This is a genomic window from Actinomyces massiliensis 4401292 (genome assembly GCF_000269805.1).
Classification (GTDB): domain Bacteria; phylum Actinomycetota; class Actinomycetes; order Actinomycetales; family Actinomycetaceae; genus Actinomyces; species Actinomyces massiliensis.
Window position 1 is genome coordinate 478,137 of record NZ_JH711481.1, and the last position, 18,697, is coordinate 496,833.

The 18,697-nt window shown below is 69.3% G+C and carries 17 protein-coding genes and 1 pseudogene; 14 read left to right on the forward strand and 4 right to left on the reverse strand.

Annotated elements, in window-relative coordinates:
• Nucleotides 1-36: 36 nt before the first annotated feature.
• The 3 genes from W5W_RS0102025 (at nucleotide 37) to W5W_RS0102035 (ending at nucleotide 3,153) form a co-directional block, all read left to right on the forward strand.
• Nucleotides 37-1,260, forward strand: coding sequence for a sensor histidine kinase (locus W5W_RS0102025; protein ID WP_238533224.1), 1,224 nt, complete (start codon nucleotides 37-39; stop codon nucleotides 1,258-1,260).
• On the forward strand, nucleotides 1,257-1,931 hold the full coding sequence (locus W5W_RS0102030) for a response regulator transcription factor (protein ID WP_017194146.1): 675 nt from the start codon (nucleotides 1,257-1,259) through the stop codon (nucleotides 1,929-1,931). Before W5W_RS0102025 ends, W5W_RS0102030 begins: the two co-directional genes overlap by 4 nt.
• 460 nt (nucleotides 1,932-2,391) lie before the next feature.
• The gene (locus W5W_RS0102035) at nucleotides 2,392-3,153 is read left to right on the forward strand and encodes an SAM-dependent methyltransferase (RefSeq protein WP_008732384.1); all 762 of its coding nucleotides are present in this window, start codon (nucleotides 2,392-2,394) and stop codon (nucleotides 3,151-3,153) included.
• A gap of 59 nt (nucleotides 3,154-3,212) precedes the next feature.
• On the opposite strand, the gene W5W_RS0102040 is transcribed toward W5W_RS0102035, so the two are convergent.
• Entirely contained in the window at nucleotides 3,213-4,037 is an 825-nt protein-coding gene (locus W5W_RS0102040) for an inositol monophosphatase family protein (protein WP_017194147.1), read from the reverse strand.
• Nucleotides 4,038-4,745: 708 nt separating this feature from the next.
• Between W5W_RS0102040 and W5W_RS0102045 the strand changes: the two genes are divergently transcribed.
• The 5 genes from W5W_RS0102045 (at nucleotide 4,746) to W5W_RS0102065 (ending at nucleotide 9,390) form a co-directional block, all read left to right on the forward strand.
• A complete protein-coding gene (locus W5W_RS0102045; RefSeq protein WP_017194148.1) occupies nucleotides 4,746-5,987 on the forward strand; it encodes a sensor histidine kinase in 1,242 nt (413 codons plus the stop codon).
• Nucleotides 5,984-6,682 (forward strand): response regulator, encoded by a 699-nt coding sequence (locus tag W5W_RS0102050; protein WP_008732387.1) that lies wholly within the window; start codon nucleotides 5,984-5,986, stop codon nucleotides 6,680-6,682. Before W5W_RS0102045 ends, W5W_RS0102050 begins: the two co-directional genes overlap by 4 nt.
• A gap of 167 nt (nucleotides 6,683-6,849) precedes the next feature.
• A complete protein-coding gene (locus W5W_RS0102055; protein WP_017194149.1) occupies nucleotides 6,850-7,818 on the forward strand; it encodes an ABC transporter ATP-binding protein in 969 nt (322 codons plus the stop codon).
• Nucleotides 7,819-7,823: 5 nt separating this feature from the next.
• Nucleotides 7,824-8,630 carry an ABC transporter permease gene (locus W5W_RS0102060; RefSeq protein ID WP_050980321.1) on the forward strand — a complete coding sequence of 269 codons (807 nt, stop codon included), beginning with the start codon at nucleotides 7,824-7,826 and terminating at the stop codon, nucleotides 8,628-8,630.
• A gap of 1 nt (nucleotide 8,631) precedes the next feature.
• Nucleotides 8,632-9,390 (forward strand): ABC transporter permease, encoded by a 759-nt coding sequence (locus W5W_RS0102065; protein WP_017194151.1) that lies wholly within the window; start codon nucleotides 8,632-8,634, stop codon nucleotides 9,388-9,390.
• A 127-nt stretch (nucleotides 9,391-9,517) separates the two neighbouring features.
• On the opposite strand, the gene W5W_RS0102070 is transcribed toward W5W_RS0102065, so the two are convergent.
• Both W5W_RS0102070 and W5W_RS0102075 read right to left on the reverse strand, forming a co-directional pair.
• Complete coding sequence (locus W5W_RS0102070) at nucleotides 9,518-10,393, reverse strand: hypothetical protein (RefSeq protein WP_008732382.1); 876 nt, start codon at nucleotides 10,391-10,393, stop codon at nucleotides 9,518-9,520.
• Nucleotides 10,394-10,624: 231 nt separating this feature from the next.
• Complete coding sequence (locus W5W_RS0102075) at nucleotides 10,625-12,004, reverse strand: amino acid permease (protein WP_017194152.1); 1,380 nt, start codon at nucleotides 12,002-12,004, stop codon at nucleotides 10,625-10,627.
• Nucleotides 12,005-12,076: 72 nt separating this feature from the next.
• Here W5W_RS0102075 and W5W_RS0102080 point away from each other — a divergent pair, with 72 nt between their 5' ends.
• The 6 genes from W5W_RS0102080 (at nucleotide 12,077) to W5W_RS0102105 (ending at nucleotide 17,901) form a co-directional block, all read left to right on the forward strand.
• Complete coding sequence (locus W5W_RS0102080) at nucleotides 12,077-13,897, forward strand: DUF2079 domain-containing protein (protein WP_017194153.1); 1,821 nt, start codon at nucleotides 12,077-12,079, stop codon at nucleotides 13,895-13,897.
• The gene (locus W5W_RS0102085) at nucleotides 13,890-14,381 is read left to right on the forward strand and encodes a FluC/FEX family fluoride channel (protein ID WP_017194154.1); all 492 of its coding nucleotides are present in this window, start codon (nucleotides 13,890-13,892) and stop codon (nucleotides 14,379-14,381) included. Before W5W_RS0102080 ends, W5W_RS0102085 begins: the two co-directional genes overlap by 8 nt.
• A complete protein-coding gene (locus W5W_RS0102090) occupies nucleotides 14,378-14,830 on the forward strand; it encodes a fluoride efflux transporter FluC (protein WP_029574011.1) in 453 nt (150 codons plus the stop codon). Before W5W_RS0102085 ends, W5W_RS0102090 begins: the two co-directional genes overlap by 4 nt.
• A gap of 98 nt (nucleotides 14,831-14,928) precedes the next feature.
• Entirely contained in the window at nucleotides 14,929-15,441 is a 513-nt protein-coding gene (locus W5W_RS0102095) for a nodulation protein NfeD (protein ID WP_017194156.1), read from the forward strand.
• 55 nt (nucleotides 15,442-15,496) lie between these two features.
• A complete protein-coding gene (locus W5W_RS0102100) occupies nucleotides 15,497-16,894 on the forward strand; it encodes a flotillin family protein (protein WP_017194157.1) in 1,398 nt (465 codons plus the stop codon).
• Between the two features lie 173 nt (nucleotides 16,895-17,067).
• Nucleotides 17,068-17,901, forward strand: a complete 834-nt coding sequence (locus W5W_RS0102105) for a DsbA family protein (protein ID WP_017194158.1) — start codon at nucleotides 17,068-17,070, stop codon at nucleotides 17,899-17,901.
• 417 nt (nucleotides 17,902-18,318) lie between these two features.
• Here the strand turns inward: W5W_RS0102105 and W5W_RS16535 are convergent.
• A pseudogene (locus tag W5W_RS16535) lies at nucleotides 18,319-18,697 on the reverse strand (hypothetical protein); the annotation flags it as partial.

Below are 18,697 nucleotides of genomic sequence, written 5' to 3' on the forward strand. Positions count from 1 at the left end.
ACGGGGTGACAGTTGAATCCTATGATTAAGGGCACCATGAGCATGACCCCACATGGGCTCTCCTCCCTCGTATCCCACTGGAACCGCCCCTTTCCCCCTATGAGCGATCAACGGGTCAGTATCGGAATCGGGGCAGTCGCCGGTCTGGGCAATATCGCACTAAACGCCGCCGTTCCCAAGATCCAAGATGTTGGTCTTCAGACCATCGATTATGCCTTCATGGTCGCGGCACTCGTGATCATCACTCTGCTTCCGCTGCACCCGAGGTGGGGCGCATTAGCCTACTTCTTCTGCTGGCTGCTCGTACTCCTTCTTCCGGGCGTCTACGGTTCGGACACGTTCCTAACCAATTTCGCCTTTTTCTTCTTCGTAGGGCGCTTCATATCGGTCGGGTACGCAGGAACAATCCTTGTGACAATGCTTGCCGCTCACTCCGCTCTATACCTACACGTCGCTGACGAGACATCCCAGGAAGACTTCATAGGATTGGCGCTTTATAGCCTTATTGCGCTCATCTTCATCCCCCTGGGAGCAACGGTACGAGCGACTGAGCAGTCCCGTCAGGATGAAGCCCGCCGCGCGGAGGAGCGCCTGGAGGAGCTGCGCCTGGAGATCTCTCGGGAGATGCACGACCTTATCGCCTACTCCATGTCCCAGACGGCTCTGCGGGCCCAGCGCGCCGCGGCCGACACGACCTATCCCGACGCCGCCCGCAGCGAGTTCGCCGCCCTGGAGGTCACGGCCGCCGACGCCCTCCACGAGCTGCGCCTCCTGCTGCGCACCCTGCGGCGGGCCGCTCCCGAACTCGCCCTGGACGTCACCCAGACCACGGGACTCGGGCACGTGGTCACGGATCTCGGGGCCGCGGTGCGCGCCGTGAGCGACGACATCGCCGCCGCCGGCTTCGACATCACCTACCAGTGCGGCGGGGACGCCTCCCCCACCCGCTCCCAGGCCTCCACTCTCTCCCGGGTTGCGCGCGAAATGGGCGCCAATGTCGTCCGCCACGCGGAGCCGAACGCCCCGGTCACCATGACGCTGCGGCTGGGTCCCGAGGCCATACGCCTGGTCTCCACCAACCGCATCCGCATGACGCCGGGCGACCTGCCGCACTCCGGCTCGGGAGTGCTGGGCATGCGCGAGCGCCTGACGGCCATCGGCGGCGAACTGACCACCCTGGCCGACGACGGCGCCTGGATCGTGACCGCCACGGTCCCGGTCGCCAGCACGCGGGCCCCGCTCCCCGGGAGCGAATCATGATCCAGGTGGGTCTGGCCGACGACGACGCCCTGGTGCGCAACACCCTGGCCGAACTGCTCGCCACCACCGAGGACATCCGGGTGGCCTGGACCGCCCGCGATGGCCGAGAGGCCCTCGACCTGCTGCACTCACCCAAGGCACCTAAGATTCAGGTGCTCCTGCTGGACGTGCAGATGCCGCGCATGGACGGCATCTCCCTGGCGGAGACGCTTCGCACGGAGCGCCCCGACATCGGCGTCCTCATCCTGACGACCTTCGTGGCCGACGGCGTGCTCAACCGCGCCCTGACGGCCGGCGTGCGCGGCTTCATCGCCAAGGAGGACCGGGTGACGAACATGGCCGACACGATCCGCAACGTCGCCGCGGGCAATACGGTCCTGTCCCCGGCCTCCTCAGCCATTATCGGCGGATGGTCCGCGCCCGCCACCCCCGCCGCGGCCGCCCCCTCCCCCGACGCCTCGGACGCTCTGCCGCCGGGCGTCACCCTATCCCCGCGGGAATCAGAAGTTCTCGTCCTCATGGTCGAGGCGCTGTCCAACAAGCAGATCGCCACCCGGCTGGGCCTGAGCGAGACGACCGTCAAAACGCACGTCTCCGCGCTCATCGGCAAACTCGGCGTCCAGGACCGCGTCGGCGCGGTCGTCTACGCCCTGCGCAACGGGCTGGTCTGAGCCCTCCTCCGATCGGAGGAGACGACAGAAGGATGTACAGCCCCGGCTGCCCGTGCATGATTGTCCTTGTCAGGACACCTCAATGAACGACAAGGGTGACACGGTCTATGTACTCCTCTACTTCATCAGGAGCTTGGTGGTTTCGTGCGCGTTGCATGTTCCGCCAATGGCCAAAATGATGGATTGCGCTGTCCCTGAACCCTGGTATTCCCTGGAGGTTACAAACCTTAATAAGGTCCCGAGAAGTCTCTGAACCCTGGACCCCTGGTCGTTCCTGAATCACCCTGGTCCCTGATCCCCTGGTAGTCCCTGAACGTCCCTGGTCCCTGAATATCCCTGAGAAAGTCCCTGGCTTCCCTGAAGGTCCCTGGTCATCCCTGACCGTCCCTGCCCGTGCGGGTGGAGTCGGCCCGTCTCAGGACGGACTCCACCCGCACGGCACCTTCTATCTCCCGGAAGCATGCTGTTGAAATTCCCATGGAATAACCCCGTTGTTGAAAACGCGCCGCTGCGCCCCGTCTCAAGCGCGGCCGGCTCGCATTCCGTCGCCGCACGCGACCACTTCGAAATCGAGAGCCTGCTGGATGTTCTCTCCCAGCCCTGGCCGGTGAGTCTAGAGGACAATCGCGTCCTCGAATTCAGCTGCGGCAGAATTCGCATACCCTTCTTGATCGCCGCCGCCGGTCACCAGGTACTCGCCGTGGACACCGATCCCGAGAACCTCGCCAATATGGCGGAGCGCCTGGTCCCCTCCACACCATCACGCACCGACGTCGCCGCACGCGTCGAGCTGCGATTGGCGGATCTGCGGGACTTCTGCTTCCCCGAGGACTTCAAGGCCATCCACATCCCGGCCGCCGGCCTTGCCCTGTTCGACGCCGCCCAGCGCTGCGCCATACTCAAACTCGCGGCCGACCACCTCGCTCCAGGCGGTCTCCTGGTGATATCCACGCAGGAGGTCCGGCGCGCGAGCTCGTCCCTCGTCGGCGCCGTCGACGCGTCCGCCGCCCATCCGATGGAGCGCACGGCGCTCGAAGGCCGGCGGGAGCCGGCCCTCCACTGGGACATGGGCCTCGATACCCCTCAGTCCCAGCTGATCGCCTCGTCCTGGCTCGCCAACGCCTGCACCCGCCTGGGCATGACCGTGACCTTCCAGCGGTCCCGACCCGATCTGTCCTACCCCGGCCACACGCACGTCACCCTCGCCGCCCGGCGAGCCTGAGCAGCCGGGCGGACCCGCCGAGATCGGTCCAGTTCCGGCTCGAGATCGGTCGCGGCACCTCAGCCGAGCACGAGGCGCTCAGCCATCTCGGCATGAGCGCCCGGCGTGCCCGCCAGCAGCGAGCCCGGCTCGCGCACATCCAGTCGCGTCCCGTCCAGGCGGGTCACGGTCGCACCCGACTCCTGGCAGATCAGCATGCCTGCCGCCACATCCCAGGGCCGCAGCCAGGGGTGGACCAGGCACCCGGCCCGGCCCGCCGCCACCTCGACGAGCTCCAGGGCAGCCGCCCCGTAGCAGCGCAGACCGCGCGAGGAGCGAATGATCTCCGACAGGTGCCGCAGGCATTCGAGCGCGTGCAGGTGCGCGATCACGACGCCGTCGGCCAGGGGGGCGTCCGCAATGCGCGGCAGCGGCCGATCATCGGCACCCTCCCCGAGCAGACTCCCTGTGCGGGCGCCCTGCCCGGCCACGGCCATGTAGACCCGGTCGTCCACCGGATCGGCCACGATCCCGAGCACGGGCACCCCGTCCTCGACGAGAGCCAGCGAGATCGCCCAGTGCCGGTGGACGGCCACATAGTTCAAGGTGCCGTCGATCGGGTCGAGAACCCAGACCCGGCCGTGCCAGGAATCAACCGAGTGCCCCTCTTCGCCCAGCAGCGGATAGCCCATGGGCGCCAGGCGCTCGGCGATGAGCGCCTCGATGCCGCGATCCACCTGGGTGACGACGTCGTTGCGGTTGCGCTTGGTGTCAATCCGCAGCTCCTCCCCCGGAGCGAGCCCGAGGCGTGCGCCCGCGCGGACTGCGTCGAGGGCCGTGGCAAGCAAACGGTCCAGCCCGACGGCGTCAGCCCCGGGGGATGAAGTGTTCTGCGGGCTGGTCAAGGTTGCCTCCCAAGGTCAGCGGGCCGAGTCCGGCCCAACTTTATGCCCGGAGCTGTCCACCGCGGCGGAATAGAGCGGCCCGGCTCAGCGGACAGCCCGCAAAGCACCCCCACTTTTCCTTGTCATTACGCAGGTAGAGCCGACAGCACCCCACCCCGCCGTCGTCCCTGAACCGCCGCGATGGACAGCGACCCAAGGCCACTGTGGACGCCAAGGCCCCGAGTAGGCGATACTGAAGGGGAGCCACCCGGCTGCAACCGGATGGCTCCCCGGGTAAGCGGCTCATCCGAACCACTTACCGAGGGCATCCACAAGGACACCGATGGCCCGGATCAGGCAAGCGACTCCAGTCAAGACATCGCTCACCTTCCGGGCCGTCACTTTGCCCTTGCGGACTTCGACATGTCGGCATTTCGGCTTGGACACGGCCCTCACCTCCTCTCTGGCTCCCTTCCTCCCCGGCAGGACACTCGGTGTTCCGGGGGAAGGCGCCGTGGAGGCCCCACCAGCATGCCAAACCGACCCGCCACCGACCCTTGTCCACCACGGCGGAATAGAGCGGCCCGGGCGAGGAGTCGGTCAGGCGACGGCGCACGCCCAACCCGACTTTCCCGCGCGATTCCAACCCGCCTAGCCGAGCGGCCTCACCGGCTCCCGCTCCGCCGTCGTCCCTGAACCTCCGCGATGGACAGCGAGTAGGTTGGCGCCATGAGGTCCACCCCCACCCGGCTACCCGCGGGCGTTCCCGCGCCGTGGCCGCAGCGCTGGCTCGCCCGCCACCGCCGCGGCATGGACCTCCTGGTCGTCGGCCTCGTCCTGGCGTACAACCAGCTCGCCCTGCCCCTGGCCGCCTCCGGCAGCCGATCAGACCTCTGGACGCTCCAAGCCGCTTCCGTCTGCCTGTGCCTGGCGTATCCGCTGCGACGCCGTCATCCCCTGGCCGTCTTCGCGGTCATGGTCTTGGCCGCATGCGTCCAACCGCTCATCAGTCCTCATGCGGCTTTCCTCCCCGCCGACCTCATGCTGCTGCTCATCGTCCGCCACCTCGCGGCCACCAGCCGGTGGACGACCTCGCTGCCCTGCGCGGTCGTCGTCATCGCTTGGGTTCCGTTGGCCTGCGCCCCCATGATCAGGACGGGCGAGGCTCGGCTGAGCCTGCCCGGGCTCCTCATCGTCGCCGTCGCCTGGGCCTGGACCTGGGGCGTCCTGGCCCGGACGCGGAAGAACTACGTCGCCGCCCTGACCGAGAGCGCCGAGCACAGCCTGCGCGAGCAGGAGGCCCGCCACCGCGCCGACGCACTCGACGAGCGCGCCCGAATCGCCCGGGAGATCCACGACATCGTCTCCCACAGCCTCGGCGTCATGGTCGTCGTCGCCGACGGCGCCGCCACCACCGCCCCCACAGACCCGCAGCGCGCCGCCGGCGCCATGATCCGCGTGCGCGACACCGGCCGGGAGGCGATGGGCGAGATGCGCCGGATGCTCAGCCTCCTGCGCACCGGCGAGCCGACCGGGGTCGCGCCCCAGCCGGGTACCGCCCAGCTCGAGGACCTCGTCGCCGAGGCCCGGAGCACCGGCCTGCCGGTGTCCTTGAGCGTGACGGGGAGTGCGACCGGACCACTAGACCCGTCCGCCGGGCTCGGCCTGACCGTCTACCGCCTGGTTCAGGAGGCGCTCACCAACGCGCGCCGCCACGGCGGCACGGTGAGCCGGGTCGACGTGCGCGTGCACCGGGCGCAGGACCGCCTCGAGGTGGAGGTGCTCGACGACGGCGATGGGCCGAGCACACCCGCCGATTCGTCCGAGCCCTCGCCCGGCTCACCGGGTCACGGCCTGGTGGGCATGCGCGAGAGAGTCGCCTCCCACGGCGGCACCCTCGAGACGGGGCCGAGGGCCGACGGCGGTTTCCGGGTCCGCGCCGTCCTGCCGATCAGGAATGGAGAACCGTGACGATCAGGGTCGTGCTGGTCGATGATCAGGAGATGTACCGGCTGGGCTTCCACATGCTGCTGGAGTCTCAGGACGACGTCGAGCTCGTCGGGGAGGCCGACGACGGCACCACCGCCGTCGAGCTGCTGGCCGGGGTCGAGGCCGACGTCGTCCTCATGGACGTGCGGATGCCGCGGATGGACGGGATCGAGGCGACGCGCCGCATCGTGGGCGGCAGCGGTGGCGGCCGCACTGACGGCCCTGCTGGCGGCTCCGGCCCCAGAGTCCTGGTCCTGACCACCTTCGACCTCGACGAATACGCCTTCGAGGCGATCCGCGCCGGTGCCAGCGGCTTCCTCCTCAAGGACACCGGCCTGGAGGAGCTCATGGCCGCGATCCGTCACGTTCACGACGGCGATGCGGTCATGGCCCCGAGCACGACGCGCCGCCTCATCGAGCGCTTCGCCGCCCGGCCCACGCCTGCGCCCGACGTCGAATCGGCGCCGCTGGACGGGCTGACCTCGCGCGAGGGCGAGGTGTTCCTCATGCTCGCCCGCGGGTTTCCCAACGACCGCATCGCCCGAGAGCTGTCCATCGCCGAGGGCACCGTGCGCATCCACGTCGGCCGGATACTCGGCAAGCTCGGGCTGCACGACCGCTCGCAGGCCGTCGTCCTGGCCTACGAGAGCGGACTCATCCGTCCCGGAGAGCGCTGAGCCGCCTCCGGCAGGCCGCGTACGCACCACCCCGTCGAGGGGCGCCCCGGAGACCCACCCGAGTGAGCGGTTCGAAGGGCGCCGGACAGGGCGTATGCGAGATGCATACATCCAGGTGGTCCCGCAGCCCGAGGCGGTGCAGCGCCGCTACGACAACACTCAAACGCATGGCACACGTCATCGAAACCACTAATCTGACCAAGCGGTACGGCGACAGGACCGTCGTCGACGGACTGGATCTGCGCATCCCGCAGGGCGCCGTCTACGGATTCCTCGGCCCCAATGGCTCGGGGAAGTCCACCACCATGAAGATGCTCCTGTCGCTCGTGCAGCCCACCGACGGCGAGATCCTCATCCAGGGCGAGCCCATGACCCGCTCGACCCGACGGCACCAACTCGCCCGCATCGGCTCGCTCATCGAGTCGCCGCCCGGCTACGGGCACCTGACCGGAGCGGAGAACATGCGCATCGTGCAGCGACTCCTCGACCTGGGCGAGGAGGACGTGCGCCGCGCGGTGAGCGCCGTGCACATGCACGAGCAGATGAACAAGAGGGTCCGCGAGTACTCCCTGGGAATGAAGCAGCGCCTGGGCATCGCCATGGCGCTGGTGCGCCGTCCCTCCCTGCTCATCCTCGACGAGCCCGCCAACGGCCTCGACCCGGCGGGCATCGAGGAGACCCGTGCTCTCCTGCGCAATCTCGCAGCCGACGGCATCACCATCATGGTCTCCTCCCATCTGCTGGACGAGATCGACCGCACCGCCGGCGTCCTGGGCATCCTGTCGCGCGGCAGGCTGCTTTTCCAGGGCACCCGCGACGACCTCATGAGGACCTCCGCGCCCGATCTGCTCATCGAGTGCTCGGACCCGGCCGCGGCGTCCGCGGTGCTCGCCGCCCACGGCGCCCCTTCAGAGCGGGGTGACAACCCGGGCCATCCGGGCGGCACCGGAAGCCCAGGCGCTAGCAGCCCGAGCGGCCCCGACGGCATGATCCGCATCCCGCGCCTCACGCGGGATGCGACCGCCCATGTCGTATCCGTCCTCGTGCACGAGGGCATCGGCGTCTACGGCGTGCGCCATGAGCAGCAGAGTCTTGAGGACATCTTCATGGCGCTCACCAGGGGAGGCGCGCTGTGACTTCTATGCCCTCTGCGCCTTCTGCGCCTTCTGTGAGTCTGCACGCCCGGACTCTGCACGCGCTCCTGCGCAACGAGTACTCCAAGATGCGCCACCTGCGGATCGGGGTCGCCGCCTCCCTGCTCCTGCTCGGCGTATGCGCCCTCACCGTGTTCTGGCCCATGGGATCGGGCCTTGGGGAGCACTTGGACGACCCGGACGGCTACGACTGGAAGCTCCTCCTGACCAGCCTGCACAGCGCCGTCATGTGCACCGCTCCCATCCTGCTGGCGGTCATGGCCAGCAGGCAGACGGAGATCGAGCACTCGGGCAACGGGTGGCTGGCCTCCGCCACGGCCGGTGCCGGACCGGGCCGGCTCTGCCGCGCCAAGTTCCTCGCCCTGGGAATACTGGTGACGCCAATGCCCGTCGTCTGGAGCGCAATGGTCCTGGCCTTCGGCAAGGCCGCCGGCATCACGGCCCCCTTCCCCGCAGCACGGACTCTCGGGCTCATGGTCTCCCTGATGATCATCAACCTGGCCATCCTCGCCTTTCACCTGGTGCTCTCGGCCATGATGGAGAACCAGCTCCTACCGCTGGGCGTGGGGCTGGGCGGGGTACTCCTGAGCATCTTCGGCCAGGTTCTGCCCGGCTGGCTGCTGTATCTGACCCCGTGGACCTACTACTCGCTCGTCACCCCCACCGATTTCGTCGGCGTCGATCTGATCGACGTCGACCCGATGAATGGCCTTGCCGGCATAGGCGTGCTCGCCGCCGTCGGCAGCGCCCTGTTCCTCGGCGTCACCGCGCACCTCGACCATCAGGAGGCATGACATGAGTTCCATCATCACCGAGCTGATCAAGCTCAGGCGCTCCGCGAGCTGGGGAATCGTCCTCCTGCTGCCCATCATCATGGTCGCCGTCGGGGGAGGAAGCACCTGGGCCACGGATGGATTCGTGGATGGCTGGCACACCCTGTGGGTCAGGTCCATCGGGTTCTACAGCATGGCGGTTCTGGCCGTCGGGCTGGCCGTGCTCGCCTCTCTCGTATGGCGCGTCGAGCACCGGGGCTCCAACTGGAATGCGCTCATGAGCAGGCCCGTGCCCACCTGGCAGATCATCGCGGCCAAAACCGTCTCCGTGGCGGCGCTCGCCGCCGTCATGCAGCTCGTGCTCGTCCTCGCCGTGATCGTGATCGGTACTCTGCTCGATCTGCCCGGGATACTGCCCGCGCGCTATCTGGCGATCAGCCTACTCATCGTGGTGACCTGCGTGCCCGTGTGCGCCCTGCAGTCGGCGCTCTCAGCGTTCTCCCGCTCCTTCGCCCTGCCCGTAGCGGCCGGCCTGGCCCTCACCGGCGTCGGCACCATGTCACTGCTCGTGCATGTTCCGGGGGCCGTCATCCTGCCTCATGCGCTGCTCACCCGCACCGCTCTGACTGGGGCCTTCGGCTCCGCGGACGAGACGACCTTCGAGGTCCAGAACCTCAGCGCAGTCGGCGCGGCGACGACGATCGGGCTGTCGGTGGTGCTGACCGCCCTCATTGTGGCCGTCACGGCCAGGGTGCTGGATCGCAGCGATACCCAATGCTGAGACTGTCCACCGCGGCGGTTTAGACCGCCCGGCTGAAGGATCGGATCAAGCGCACACCCCGACTTTCCCGCGCGGTTCCAATCCTCTCAGCCGGGCGGCCTCGCCGGCTCCCGCCCCGCCGTCGTCCCTAAACCGCCGCGGTGGACAGGGCGCGGCGAAGGCCGTTGAGGGCAGCCTCCACAACGGGCACCGTGCGGCCCGACATGACGTCGTCGTACGTCAGCCGCACCCACAGCCTGCCCTGAGCGATGAGCCCCTGCTCGCGACGGCGGTCGTTGGACCAGTCCCCCTTCGAGGAGTGGAACTGGTACCCGTCGGTCTCCACGAGGAGGCGATCATCGACCAGCATGTCGACCTCGCCCACGCCCGGCACATCGACGCCCACCTCCACCGAGTGCCCGGCGTCCTCGAGCTCGAGCCGCGCGATCGACTCGATGGGCGAGCGCGCCTTCTCACGGCACCTCGCCAGGCGACGGTGCCCCAGCGGACCGCCGCTCCGGTTGCTCCGCAGCATCGCAGCGAGCTCGGCGCGCGAGACCAGGCCCCGGCGGAGCGCGGCATCAGCCACGACGACCGCCGGAGTCTCCTCGGCGCACCGGAGCATCCGGGCGACGAGCAGCCTCGGCGGCGCGACGGGCGGACTCATCCCGGGCGGCCAGCGCGCCGGCTCCCTGTGCACGACGACGCCGGCAAGCGGGCGCACCCGCCCGCGGCTGCTCGGGATCGCGACGTGCACGGTCCCCGGGTGGGGCAGCTCGGGCAGGGAGTAGTACGCGAGCGCCGAGTGGCAGGTGAGCAGGCCGCCCAGCATGCGGCACGCGATCAGCGGCCAGTCCGTGCCGGGTGCGAAGACGACTCCGCCGCGCTCGACGACGGCGCCCTCCTCCACCAGGTCGCGCAGGGCCCGGCGCGAGGTCCGGTCGAGTGCGAGGTCACGACGGCGCAGGGCCCCGGCGAAGTGGATTCGTGCAAGGAGGTGCTCCGAGGCTTCATCGCGTCTCATGGACCCAGCGTGCGGTCAGCAGCGCTTCCAGGTCCATGAATCTGAGACCTGTGGATTTGTCTGTCCACCGCGGCGGTTTAGGACGCCCCGGGCGAGGAGGCGGCAGGGCAGCGGCGCGCACCCACCCTGGTTTTCCCGCGCGATTCCAACCAGCCCGGCCGGGTGGCCTCACCGCCTCCCGCCCCGCCGTCGTTCCTAAACCGCCGCGGTGGACAGCGGCCGGCCCGGGGGCTAGGAGCGCGCGCCCCGGCGCGAGTGCACCCACCAGGCGACGCCCAGGATCACCAGCCACAGCGGGGTGAGGAGCACGGCCAGCCGCGTGTCGTCGGCCAGCGTCAGCGTCCAGGTCACGAAGGCGAAGAACGCCAGGGTGCCCCACGCCGCCACCCGTCCGCCGGGCAGCCGGAAGGCGCCGGCCTCGTGCAGCTCGGGGCGGAGAGAGCGGAAGCGCAGGTAGGACACGATAATGACGCACCACACCAGGATGAACAGCACGCTGGCCACCGTCGTCACCGCAACGAACGCCGTCATGATGGAGGGGGACACGTACAGCAGCGGGATCGAGGTCAGCAGCGCCCCGCAGGTCATGAGCAGCGCCGGCCCCGGCACGCTGCGCGCCGTCAGCCCGCGGAAGACCCGGGGGGCGTGCTCGGCCCATGAGAGCCCGAACAGCATTCTGGACGTCGAGTAGATCCCGGAGTTCGCGCTCGAGGCCGCGGCGGTGAGCACCACGAAGTTGACCGCGCCCGCGGCGACGCCGAGCCCTGCCAGGGCGAACATGGACACGAACGGGCTCGTCTCCGAGGACACCTCCCACCACGGCGTGACGGCCATGATGGCCGCGAGCGCCCCCAGGTAGAAGATGAGGATGCGCACCGGGATCGCATTGATCGCCTTGGGCAGGGTGACCTCCGGATCCTTGGCCTCCGCGGCGGCGGTGCCGATCAGCTCGGTGCCCACGAAGGCGAACACGGCGATCTGGAAGGCCCCGACGAATCCTTGGAACCCGTTGGGGAACATGTCCCCGCCGTTCCAGAGGTTCGCGACACTCGCCTGCACCCCGCCCGGGGAGTGGAAGCCGACCGCCACCATGACGATTCCGATCACCACCAGGGCGATGATCGCCACGATCTTGATGATGGAGAACCAGAACTCGATCTCGCCGAAGGCCCGCACGGTGGTGAGGTTCAACCCCAGCAGCAGTGCCACCGTGGCCGTCGGCGCCACCCACAGCGGCAGAGCCGGCCACCAGAAGCTGACGTACTCGGTGATGGCGATGACCTCGGCGATGGCGGTCACCAACCAGCAGACGTAGTAGGTCCAGCCGGTGAAGAACCCGGCCCAGGGGCCGATGAGATCGTGGGCGACGTCCGCGAAGGACTTGTACTCCAGGTTGGACAGGAGGACCTCGCCCAGGGCTCGCATGACGAGGAAGAGCACCCCGCCGATGATCGCGTAGACGAGAAGCACTCCGGGACCGGCCAGCGAGATGGTCTTGCCGGAGCCCATGAAGAGCCCCGTGCCGATCGCGCCTCCGATGGCGATGAGCTGGACATGTCTGTTGGTGAGCCGTCGTTGCAACTGGTGGTCCTGAGCGATCTGCTCGGCCATGGGAACTCCTCAAGGTGGACGGACGCGGGCAGCCTACCCGCGCAGCCGCGCCCGCGCCTTGTAGGCTCAGAAATGATGATCGCACCTCGTTCCCCCGAGTCCCTCAATTCCCCCGAGTCCCTCAGGCACCTCAGGCCCCTCGGGCGGGCCGACGGCGCCGCCGTCCTGGACCGCCTTCCCGCCGCCCTCGCCGTCCTGGTGGGGGCATGGGTCCTCATCGCCTACTCCGTGGGGCAATGGCGCTCCATGACGGTGCCGAGCTGGGACCTGGCGATCTTCGCCGAGCTCGCCAAGGCCTACGCCCACGGCCAGGCCCCGATCGTGCCGATCAAGGGCGACAACTACAACCTCCTGGGTGACCACTTTCACCCCATCCTCGTGCTGCTCGGCCCCATCTGGCGCCTGTTCCCCACGCCCCTGGCACTCCTGGTGGTCCAGGACCTGCTCCTGGCGGTGTCGGCCTGGCCGCTGACGCGCCTGGCCACGCGCTTGACGAGCCGGTCGGTCGGCACCGCGCTGGGCCTGTTCTACGTCCTGTCCTGGGGCTTCCAGGGCGCGGCCCAGGCGCAATTCCACGAGATCGCCTTCGCGGTGCCGATGCTGGCATGGGCCTCGGTCGCCTTCGTCGAGCGGCGCTGGAAGACCTGCGCCCTATGGCTGGTGCCGCTGGTGCTGGTCAAGGAGGACATGGGGCTGACTCTCATCATGGCGGGCGGCGCCATAGCGCTGCGCGGCTGGCAGAAGGCCCGCGCGGGCGAGCCCGACGACGCCGGGAGCGGTCCGGCGAAGCGGCGCTCCGGGCGATTCATATGGGCCTGGGACGAGCTGCCGACGGCGGTGCGGCTGGGGGCGCGCCTGGCCCTGTTCGGCCTCCTGGCCTTCATCCTGACGGTGTTCATCATCGTGCCCCTGCTGAGCCCGACCGGCTCCTGGCAGTACGGGCTGGGCGGCAATGCCGGCGACGGCATGACGGCCGCGCACACCGGCGGCACCCTGCTCGACCGCCTCTTCTCCCCGGAGGTCAAGATCGCCACGCTGTTCATGCTGGTGTGCACCGCCGGCGGGATCGGCCTGGCCTCGCCGTGGATGGCGCTCATGCTGCCCACCCTGGGATGGCGCTTCCTGGCGGACAAGGAGGCGTACTGGGAATGGAAGCTATGGCACTACAACGCCGCGCTCATCCCCATCGCGCTGGGGGCGCTGCTCGACGTGATCGCCCGGCTGCGGGCGCGCAGGGCCCGACGAGCCGCCACCGGAACCGCACAGTCCGCTCAAGCCACTGAGCCGACGCATGAGGGGGCGCACCTGCCGCCCGACCCGGATGACGCACCAGCCGCGCCCGCTGAAGCCGCTGAAGCCGCTTCACCCGCTGCGCCTGCGCAGTCGCCGGCCCTTCTGGACGCCGGATCGCCGGACGCCGGCAGCCCGGCTGAACCCGCTGCAGAACCCGCCGTCGAGGCCCCCGCGGGCTGGCTGGCGGCACCGGTGTGGGCCCGTCGGATGGTCGCCGTCGGCGTGGTGGTCCCGTTGATCACCTGCGCCCTGACCGCCTCCGACCTGCCCTTGTGGGCCATGACCGAGAAGAACTACGGCGCGCCCTCCTCCCGGAACCCCGCCGCCCGGCAAGTACTGGACGCCATCCCTGAAGGAGCGAGCGTTGAAACGGACCTGACGCTCCTGGCCTATCTCGTCCCCAAGGCGACCGTGTCCTGGGTGGGCACCTCCGGGTCTTCCGGCCAGGCGAAGGACTATGTGGTCGTCGACTCCCGCTCCACGGCCTGGGGTGGCAGGCCACCGAAGGACGCCGCCCAGTGGGCCACGCAAACCCGACGCGTCGCCTACGAGCTCGTACTCGACGTCGACGGCTTCCAAGTGGCCAAGCGCATTGACTGAACGAACTGAGCGAACGGAGCAACCGACTGAGCACGGCAGGTCCCTGATCGCCGTCGGGCTGGGAGGGGGCGTCGGCACGCTGGCGCGCGCGGGACTGGAGGCGCTGTGGCCCCATGACGCCGCGCACCTGCCCGGGGCGACCCTGACGGTCAACCTGGTCGGCGCCCTTCTGCTGGGCATCCTGACCGGGTTCCTGAGCGCCGTCGGCCCTGACGAGGGCGGTCGCAGACTTCTGCGGCTGGCCGCCGGGACCGGGCTCATGGGCGGCCTCACCACGCACTCCACCTACATCGTGGAAGTCGTCCGCCTGCAGCAGCACGGCCGCGCGCTCCTGGCGCCGGCCTACCTGTTCGGCTCACTCGCCGCCGGGATCGCCGCCGCGGTCATCGGCCTGCTCCTGGGGAGCCGGATCGGTCGGACCCAGCGTGCCCGGCGGGCTCAGCATGCCCGGCGGCAGCCGCATCCTCAGGGGCCCGCCTCGTGAGCCCCTGGGTGTGGGCGGGGCTCACCGTTGCCGGCGGCCTGGGCGCACTCACGCGCTTCACTGTGGATGCTCGCGTCAGCGCGGCCATCGCCCGACGCCGGGGTGCGCGCCCCGATCGGGCGCGATGCGGTGCGCGGTGGGCCGCTGCCATCCCGCTGGGCACGATCGCCGTCAACCTCACGGCCTGCTTCCTGCTGGGACTGCTGGCGGGGCTGGCCGCGACTGCGCCGTCGCAGCAGCTCTACGCGGTGGCTGGAACAGGCTTCCTGGGCGGCTACTCGACCTTCTCGACGGCGTGCCTGGAAGCCGCTCGCCTGCTCCTGGACCGCCGCGGCGGTGCGGCGCTGATGCATGCGCTGGCCATGACCGCGGGCACGCTGCTGGCAGCGGTCATCGGCATGGAGATCGGCATGGGAGTCGGAACGGCACTGGGATCAACCCCGGCATAACGGGCCGTTGTCCCCATGCTCATGACGGGTGCTCCGTGGAAGAATTCCTCGGGAATGTTCCCCGTCCTTTTCAAGCCTTTTCACGTAGAGAGCCGGGCATGACTCCTTTCCTCTGGTGCGCCGTCATCGGCTGCGGGATCCTGGCGCTGTCCCTGGTACTGGACGGCCTGATGGACGGGCTCGACGGCTTCCTCTTCGACGGCTCCCTGCCGGTCATCGCGACGGCGCTGGGGGTCTTCGGAGCCGTCGGTGCGGGCGTCCAGGCCGTGGCGGGTCAGATGACCAGCCAGCGCGTGTCGATGGCGGTGCTCATCGGCGTGCCCCTGGCGGCGGCGCTGGTGGCGGGCGCGGGCACCCGAGTCCTGTGGGTGCGGATGCGCCGATCCATGCCGCGCAATGCCGTGCCGTTGACGCCGGGCGAGCTGGTGGGCACCGAGGTGCGGGTCCTGTGGTGGAAGGACGGCCGCGGCGAGGTCATCGCGAGCTCGCGCGGCCACCAGCTCACATTGGGGGCCCGCTCCGAGGATCCGCTGCGCGGCGGCTCCACCGCCGTCGTCCTGGACGCGGCAGACGACGCCCTGGTCGTCACCTCATTGGCGATCGACTCGTAAGACGCGCCGATTTCCCCGCCATTCCAAGGAAAAACACATATACGAAGGAGTCCCTATGATGCTCTACGCGATCATTGCGCTCGTTGTCCTGGCAGTCCTGCTGGGGCTCTACATGCTCTCGAGGGTCGTCGTCGTGCCCTCCAACCTGACCGGCCTGGTAGCCGGCTCCACCCGCAACGGCGAGATCAAGATCATCCGCCCCGGTGGACGCGACTTCGTCCTGCCGATCATCCAGTCGATCCAGTACCTGCCCTTCACCCAGAACACGATCGGGTTCCGGGTCACCGCCGAGGACGAGAACAAGATCAACGTGGACGTCTCGGCCGTGGCGGCCGTCAAGGTCGGCGATTCCGACGAGCAGGTGCGCGCCGCCGCCAAGCGCTTCCTCGGCAAGCCGAACACCGACCAGGCGATCGCCGATTCCGCGCGCAACGCGCTCATCGGCTCGCTGCGCTCGATCGTGGGCCACATGACCATCACCGATCTCATCTCGGACCGCGACGCCCTCCAGCAGAACGTCTTCGACGACGCCAAGTCCGTCATGGCCAACATGGGCCTGGAGATCGACGTCCTCCAGATCTCGGAGATCACCGACGAGGGCGGTTACATCGAGTCCCTGGGCGTGCCCGAGCAGCAGCGCGTCGAGAAGGACGCGCGCATCGCCCGCGCCAACGCCGAGCGGGAGGCCAAGGACGCCGAGGTCACCTCGCGTCAGCAGATCGCCGAGCGCGAGCGCGACCTGTCGCTGCGTCAGGCCCAGCTCAAGTCGGAGACCGACAAGGCCCAGGCCGAGGCGGACTCCGCCGGCCCGCTGGCGCGCGCCGCCAAGGAGCGCGAGATCGCCATCATCGGGCAGGAGGCCGCCCAGGCCAAGGCCGCTCTGACCGAGCGCGAGCTCGACTCGACGGTGCGCAAGCCCGCCGACGCCGCCCGCTACCAGCGCGAGCAGGAAGCCGAGGCCTCCAAGGCAGAGGCCATCCGCAAGGCAGAGGCCGAGGCCGAGCGCACGCGCCTGGACGCCCAGGCGCAGGCCCAGGCGACAGTGGCCCGCGCCGAGGCCGAGGCCCGCGCCACCGCGGCCCGCGCCAAGGCAGAGGCCGAGGCGATCGCCGCTCGCGGTCGCGCCGAAGCCGAGGCGGTGCAGGCCGCCGGTGAGGCCGAGGCCAAGGCCATGAGCGACAAGGCCGACGCCCTGGCCAAGTACGGCGAGGCCGCCACCCAGCAGATGGTCCTGGACAAGGCCCCCGACATCGCGCGCGCCCTGGCCGAGCCGATGGGCAGCGTCAAGGACATGTCGATCATCTCCACCGACGGCGCCTCCGCCCTGCCCAAGGCCGTGGCCGGCAATGTCGAGCAGCTCAACGCCGTCATGCGCTCGCTGACCGGCTCGGACCTGACCGACATGCTCGGCCGTTTCATTGATGAGAAGGGCGACAAGAAGCCCGGGGTCTGAAGGCTCTGCGCGGCCGCCCCGTCCCTGGAGCCCTGGCCCCCTGCATCGAGATCGACTTTTTCGCACGAGGTAGACGGTGTCACCGTCGATCTCGTGCGAAAGAGTCTGTCTCGACGAGCGGCATACGAGCGGTGCGCAACGCACAGCGCCGGACGTCTGCCAGACTGCCGTCCATGTCGATCAAGCCGCCCGCCGATCCCGGCGCCCCGCCCGCCGGCTCTCATACCCCGGTCCCCGGCCCGTCCGGCAGTGCCGGTGCGACTCCGGGGCAGCAGAGCCGGCGCACGGTGATCGTCCTGCTCGCGGTCATCGCGATCCTCCTGGCCGTGATCGCGGGGCTGCTGCTGACGCGCACGCCGATGACCACATTCACCGGAGCGCCGGAGCCGACCCCGACATCGACGGTGCAGGAGACCTCCGCCCCCGCATTGACCGCCCCCAAGGCGCTGGAGATCGTCCACGGCGAGGTCACGCGCGATCCCGACGATCCCCGGGCCAAGGGCAAGGCGGACGCGCCGGTGGTCATGGTCATCTACTCCGACTTCGGCTGCCCCTACTGCACGCTCTTCGCCCAGGATGTCGAGCCCGGGCTGTCGGATCTGATCGAGGACGGCACCCTGCGCATCGAATGGCGCGATCTCGCCCAGATCACCCCGACCTCCCCGCTGGCCGCCCAGGCCGGGATCGCCGCGGGCAACCAGGGCAAGTTCTGGGAGTTCCACGACGCCGTCTACGCCGACGCGGATCCCCAGAGCCATCCGGAGTACACCGAGGACTCGCTGGTGGGCTTCGCGCAGAAGGCGGGCGTGCCCGACATCGAGCGCTTCCGCACCGACATGAACGACTCCGCCACCGTCACCGCCGTCGAAGAGGCCACGCAGCACGCCCGCGACATCAATATCCAGGGCACGCCCTTCCTCATCGTCAACGAGGCGGTCATCAACGGCTATCGGCCGGCGGACTACGTGCGCAACACGATCGCGGAGCAGGCGGCCAACGCCTCCTGAGGCTCACCGCGCCACCGGGCACGCCTTCCGCACCACCAGGCACGCCCGGCATGCTTGCACCGCCTAACACGCACTCTCGCCGCACCACCCGACACACCCGCACCACCATGACCATCGGCACCTATTCAACGGAACACCGCACCAGGGGCTTGACCCGTGGCGCCGCGAGAGCCGCCCGCGCGGTCGTACCTGAATGCGCGCGGTCGTACCCGAGCCCGCGCGGTCGTACCCGGACGCGCCGAACCACCGGCGCACGGCCACCCCGACGACACTCCGGAACACGAAGGCCTCTTGTGGACTCAGAGACTCAGAAGTCTCGGAGATGCGCGAGCGGGGCGCCGCCCTCCCCGCCCCACCGATGCGCACGACGGACATCGATGAAGTTGCAAGGCTGAAAAGCGGCATCAGAGTCAGGCATCAAAGGGCCCGCCACCCGCCCTCGTCCACCTGCCGATCACTTTGGCGAGCCGTGCGGGTGTCGCTGTCCAGCCGTTGGCCGTGAGCCTCCGAGCCGTCCGGCGGAGCCGAGGCGTCCCAGACCGCACGCGCAGCCTCATCAGCCGCCCGCCCGCCGGCACGGGCCCGGTTCCCACCCCGCTCCGCCCGCCGACGCCGCCGCTCCATCTGCCACTCCGGATACATCGGCGCAGGCAGACGAAACGGAATCAAACCGACCGCGAACAACACCACCGACAACAATGCGCCACCAAAGAGGAGTAGCGATATAAACTCTCCTTGAATCCCACACGAATCCACCAGCATTCCACAACCGCTGAACAAAAAGAACCCCCCTATC